Origin of the sequence: Colwellia psychrerythraea (assembly GCF_000764225.1) — a bacterium.
In the GTDB taxonomy this organism is placed as follows: Bacteria; Pseudomonadota; Gammaproteobacteria; order Enterobacterales; family Alteromonadaceae; genus Colwellia; species Colwellia psychrerythraea_D.
The window spans coordinates 1-4,338 of sequence record NZ_JQED01000022.1 but is presented as its reverse complement, the minus strand read 5'-3'; the positions used below and the strand labels follow the sequence as shown (position 1 = coordinate 4,338).

Here is a 4,338-nt window from a genome sequence, read left to right as displayed (position 1 = left end):
TGACAAATTACAACAATGTAAAATCACGTACTTAACGTGTTACTTGAAATACTTTACGTAGATTGAATACTATTTATATCGATTTTCTAGATTGTACCCTTTTTGTTTAGCGACAATAGCGCTGTGGCCCCACCTGATCCCTTTCCGAACTCAGAAGTGAAACGCAGTTGCGCCGATGGTAGTGTGGGAGTTCCCATGTGAGAGTAGGACATTGCTAAACTTCTATTTAAAGAAGCCCGATTCATCAGAGTCGGGCTTTTTGTTTAAGTTTTTATTTATTAACTTACTTTTAATTAGTGAAATAATAAATAAAAGTTTTTGTCTAGCGACAATAGCGCTGTGGTCCCACCTGACTCCATTCCGAACTCAGAAGTGAAACGCAGTTGCGCCGATGGTAGTGTGGGAGTTCCCATGTGAGAGTAGGACATTGCTAGACTCCCAATTATTAGCTGGCAATGAATAATGCAAGCGCTGATGGTAGTGTGACTTATGTTACAGTTAACCCCATGTGATAGCGTAGTGAGACATTGCTAGACTCCAAATTCCATCAACTAGTTGATGTAATGGCCCCGTGGAGGGGTTCCCGAGTGGCCAAAGGGATCAGACTGTAAATCTGACGGCTCAGCCTTCGGTGGTTCGAATCCACCTCCCTCCACCATATTCTTGTAGAATAATTAAATACCAGCAATTCGCTGGTATTTTTTTTGCATTTTTTTCAGCCTTTCCATGTCATCTTTATTTAAATTTAATTGGTTTAGTTCGAGTAACAAAGCTTTTGCCTGATATAGATCTCCTAGTGGCTGATTATAATGGTCGAATGCTACTAACAATACTTGTATAAGGTTTAATTTTATACCTACATGTTTTGGAAACATTTTATAAGCATCTTGTAATCTCAAAGTTGCTTCATGATACTTTTCTTCTGAGTAAAGAGATAAAGCATGCTCAATATCTGATTGGGCTCTATCTTTAATAGAATAAAGTGGCAAATCAGCACTATCCAAGGTTTTAGGTCTATAAAGCGCTTCTTTTGTACTAAGTATCTTATCCACAAGATCTTTTCTATTCAATTTATCTAATGTATTGGATATTTCATGTAATTTATTCGTTTCAATATTGATATGCTCTATCGCGAGTATTGTCTCACCTCTTCTAATCTCATCATTGGCTAGTTGACGTTCTTTTGTGATCTCAAATAAACATGCTCCTAGTAAGTGTGATTGTATTTTTATATCACTATCTTTAAAGTCCCTTGCCATCTGTTTTAAAAAAGAAAAAGCTTTGTTGTTTATTTTCTTTGCTTCAACTAGTGGCAGAGAAGGAGCATGCTTTATTAGCGCTTGTACATACTTGATTGTGTTATCGGCACAATGGTGAATCGAATTTTGTGCTAGTTTATAATTTCTCTCATAAGCTATCGTCGCTTTAGCAAAGTGTTCATTATGAATGCACAGGTGGGCGTATTTTTTTAAACGTGTTAAAGAACGGGGTGATAATAACAATGCTTGTTCTAGGATCTCTTCTGCGAGCAAATAATGAAACTGTTCTTCATATGTTATTGCTAACCAATCGTAACTAGATAAATACAGAGGATGATTTTTAATTAAAAGTTTAAAGAGCGTTTCAGCTTGTGATAAATTCTGTTCAAGTAGCGCAACTTTACCTAAACCGATGATGGCCCATTGGCAATTTACTGTATCTTTATAAGCTAAATAAATTCTTTTAGCTTCATCGAATCTGCCTAATTCGAAATATTGTCTTGCAATGATGCCTAAGCATTCAATTTTATAAGGTGTGTCTGTTGATAAAGCATGTTTACAATGCCTGATCACTAGTTCTGGATTGTTATCATCAAGAGCTTGATAGATATGTGTCATCGCCATCTTCTTATGTATGCAAGAGTTAAGGCGCTTTTCTAATTCACTTAAAGTATAAGGCTTACATAAGTAATGATCAGGCTTGTGTTCAAGGGCCGCTAAAACCATAGCTTGCGAAACTTCAGCAGTTATTAATATTACAATACAATGACGTGTTATATAACCGTTTACTCTTAACTCCTCAAGGATTTGCTGACCATTCTTTTGGTTATCGCCTAGGTCGTAACCCAAGAAAATCACATCATAGGATCTTTGTTGGCAAATCGAAGCTACATCTTGTGCATAATGAGTGCTATCAACTTGTTTTGTCGTTAAGCCTATAACAAACTGTTTGAGAATTTCTTGAGACGGCTTGATATTGTCAACAATCAAGAAACGCATATTTTGATAATTGTACTTTGCCATAACATCCTTACTGTCAAATCAGCTAATAACTGGGATAGTAATATCTGACTTCTGCTACAATTAGCCAACTTAATATTATATTGGCTAATCGAATGACCTTTTCTTCCTTTTCTTTGGACCCAGCACTACTAAAAGCAATAACCGAATCTGCTTATGATGAACCAACAGAAATACAAAAGCAAAGTATCCCACTAATTATTGCTAAACATGATGTTATGGCAAGAGCTCAAACCGGTACAGGTAAAACAGCGGCCTTTGCATTGCCTATCCTTCAGAAGTTATTATTAGCTCAACCTTGTAAGCAAAAACTTAGGGTATTGGTGCTGACACCAACGAGAGAGCTTGCCCAACAAGTTTATAAAAGCTTTTGTCATTACGGGCAATTTACAAGTGTCACTACAAGAATTGCATATGGCGGGGTAAGTACAAAAAAACAAATCACTGAATTAAAGGCAGGTGCCGATATATTGATAGCAACACCTGGTCGATTGCTTGATTTGCTCAGTACTGGGTCAGTTAACTTATCAGAGATAGATACTCTAGTTTTTGATGAAGCAGACCGAATGTTGGATATGGGCTTTAAAGATGAAATTGCTCGGATTACCCGTGTTTTACCAAGAACAAAGCAAACCTTACTTTTTTCAGCGACATTTGCAGAAGAGATCTACAAGATGAGTAAAAACATTTTAATAGATCCAAAATTAGTAGAAATTGATGAGAACAACAAAGCAGCAGATGATGTGGAGCAACTTGTATTTAGCGTGGATGCTGATCGAAAAAGAGAGCTGACTTCGTTCTTAATTGGTTCAAGAAATTGGCAGCAAGTTTTAGTTTTCACTAGAACTAAACAATGTGCTGATGAGTTAGCAAAAGAAATGACAAAAGATGGTGTAAAATCATTGGCGATACATGGTGATAAATCACAAGGTGCACGTGATAAAGCACTCCTTGAATTTAAACAGGGAAAAGTTCGCGCATTAATTGCCACTGATGTCGCTGCTCGTGGTATTGATATAAAAGGCTTATCTCATGTAATTAATTACGAACTTCCTTATAACGCAGAGGACTATGTTCATCGGATAGGGCGTACTGCAAGAGCTGGGAATTCAGGATTGGCTGTTTCCCTAGTCAGTGTTGGAGAAGAATGGCTATTAACCGCTATTGAAGAGTTATTGGATATTCGCCTATTACAGCAATGGTTACCAGGCTATGAGCCTGACTTAACAAAAAGTGCTAATTCAAATAAAAAAACAGTAAATAAAAAAAATGCGCGTAAAAATGCTTTATCTAAAGGGGAACCATCAAAAAACTTAAGGAGAAATACCCGTAATAGAAGAAAGTAAGAACGCATAGTTCTGAGGTCTTGCTTCAATTACGAGCAATATTGTTATGTAAAGCAACCGAATAGCAGTATTTATAATCGAACAACCAAAAATGACTAATTAATGCTTGTACTATACAAGGAAGTCTCTACAATGCGCTCCAGTTCCAAGGGGTTCACACAAAATGAATCATCAAAGAACTGTTTTGATAAGTTATCTAGATGCTTTTAAGCTTATTTCGATAACTTAACGTCAGGTTTTAAAGTGTATTTAAAATACTTTACTTTTTCTTTAAGAAAAACGTTGACATCAAAACTGAGGGGCGTATCATGCGCATCCTGCTTCGGGCAAACGGCAACGTTAGCAAGAGGTACAAGGCACTTAACGAATGCGATTAAGGCCTATCTCGACAGAGAGTTCTTTAACAATTAGTTATCATGCAATTTGTGTGGACACTCACATTACAGTTGTTTTACTTAGTTTCCTTTGGGAACAAAAAACCGCTTAATGAATGATGTTCATGCAAAAAATATATACTTATATATGTAATGCGATATTTACTTCGGTAAATATCACGACAGAATTCATTGAGCAGCGAGTTTATCTCGCACAAACGATTTTTAATTGAAGAGTTTGATCATGGCTCAGATTGAACGCTGGCGGCAGGCTTAACACATGCAAGTCGAGCGGTAACATTTCTAGCTTGCTAGAAGATGACGAGCGGCGGACGGGTG

Annotated in this window: 2 protein-coding genes, 1 tRNA gene and 3 rRNA genes; 5 read left to right on the top strand and 1 reads right to left on the bottom strand. The window is 36.9% G+C overall.

Annotated elements, in window-relative coordinates; translation table 11 throughout:
* Window positions 1–105 precede the first annotated feature (105 nt).
* The 3 genes from rrf (ND2E_RS11175) (at window position 106) to ND2E_RS11185 (ending at window position 658) form a co-directional block, all read left to right on the top strand.
* Window positions 106–220 (top strand): 5S ribosomal RNA (gene rrf, locus ND2E_RS11175).
* 101 nt (window positions 221–321) lie between these two features.
* Window positions 322–436 (top strand): 5S ribosomal RNA (gene rrf / locus ND2E_RS11180).
* A 137-nt stretch (window positions 437–573) separates the two neighbouring features.
* Window positions 574–658 (top strand) — tRNA-Tyr (locus ND2E_RS11185).
* Window positions 659–674: 16 nt separating this feature from the next.
* On the opposite strand, the gene ND2E_RS11190 is transcribed toward ND2E_RS11185, so the two are convergent.
* Window positions 675–2,282, bottom strand: a complete 1,608-nt coding sequence (locus ND2E_RS11190; RefSeq protein ID WP_033093834.1) for a response regulator — start codon at window positions 2,280–2,282, stop codon at window positions 675–677.
* Window positions 2,283–2,374: 92 nt separating this feature from the next.
* Between ND2E_RS11190 and ND2E_RS11195 the strand changes: the two genes are divergently transcribed.
* Together ND2E_RS11195 and ND2E_RS0121500 are read left to right on the top strand one after the other, a co-directional pair.
* Window positions 2,375–3,625, top strand: coding sequence for a DEAD/DEAH box helicase (locus tag ND2E_RS11195; RefSeq protein WP_033093833.1), 1,251 nt, complete (start codon window positions 2,375–2,377; stop codon window positions 3,623–3,625).
* Window positions 3,626–4,225: 600 nt separating this feature from the next.
* A 16S ribosomal RNA gene (locus tag ND2E_RS0121500) occupies window positions 4,226–4,338 on the top strand; the annotation flags it as partial.

What these genes read in the sequence shown, in the direction of transcription:
- ND2E_RS11190 (WP_033093834.1), bottom strand. Translation starts at nt 2,282, where the DNA reads ATGGCAAAGTACAATTATCAAAATATGCGTTTCTTGATTGTTGACAAT.
- ND2E_RS11195 (WP_033093833.1), top strand. Translation starts at nt 2,375, where the DNA reads ATGACCTTTTCTTCCTTTTCTTTGGACCCAGCACTACTAAAAGCAATA.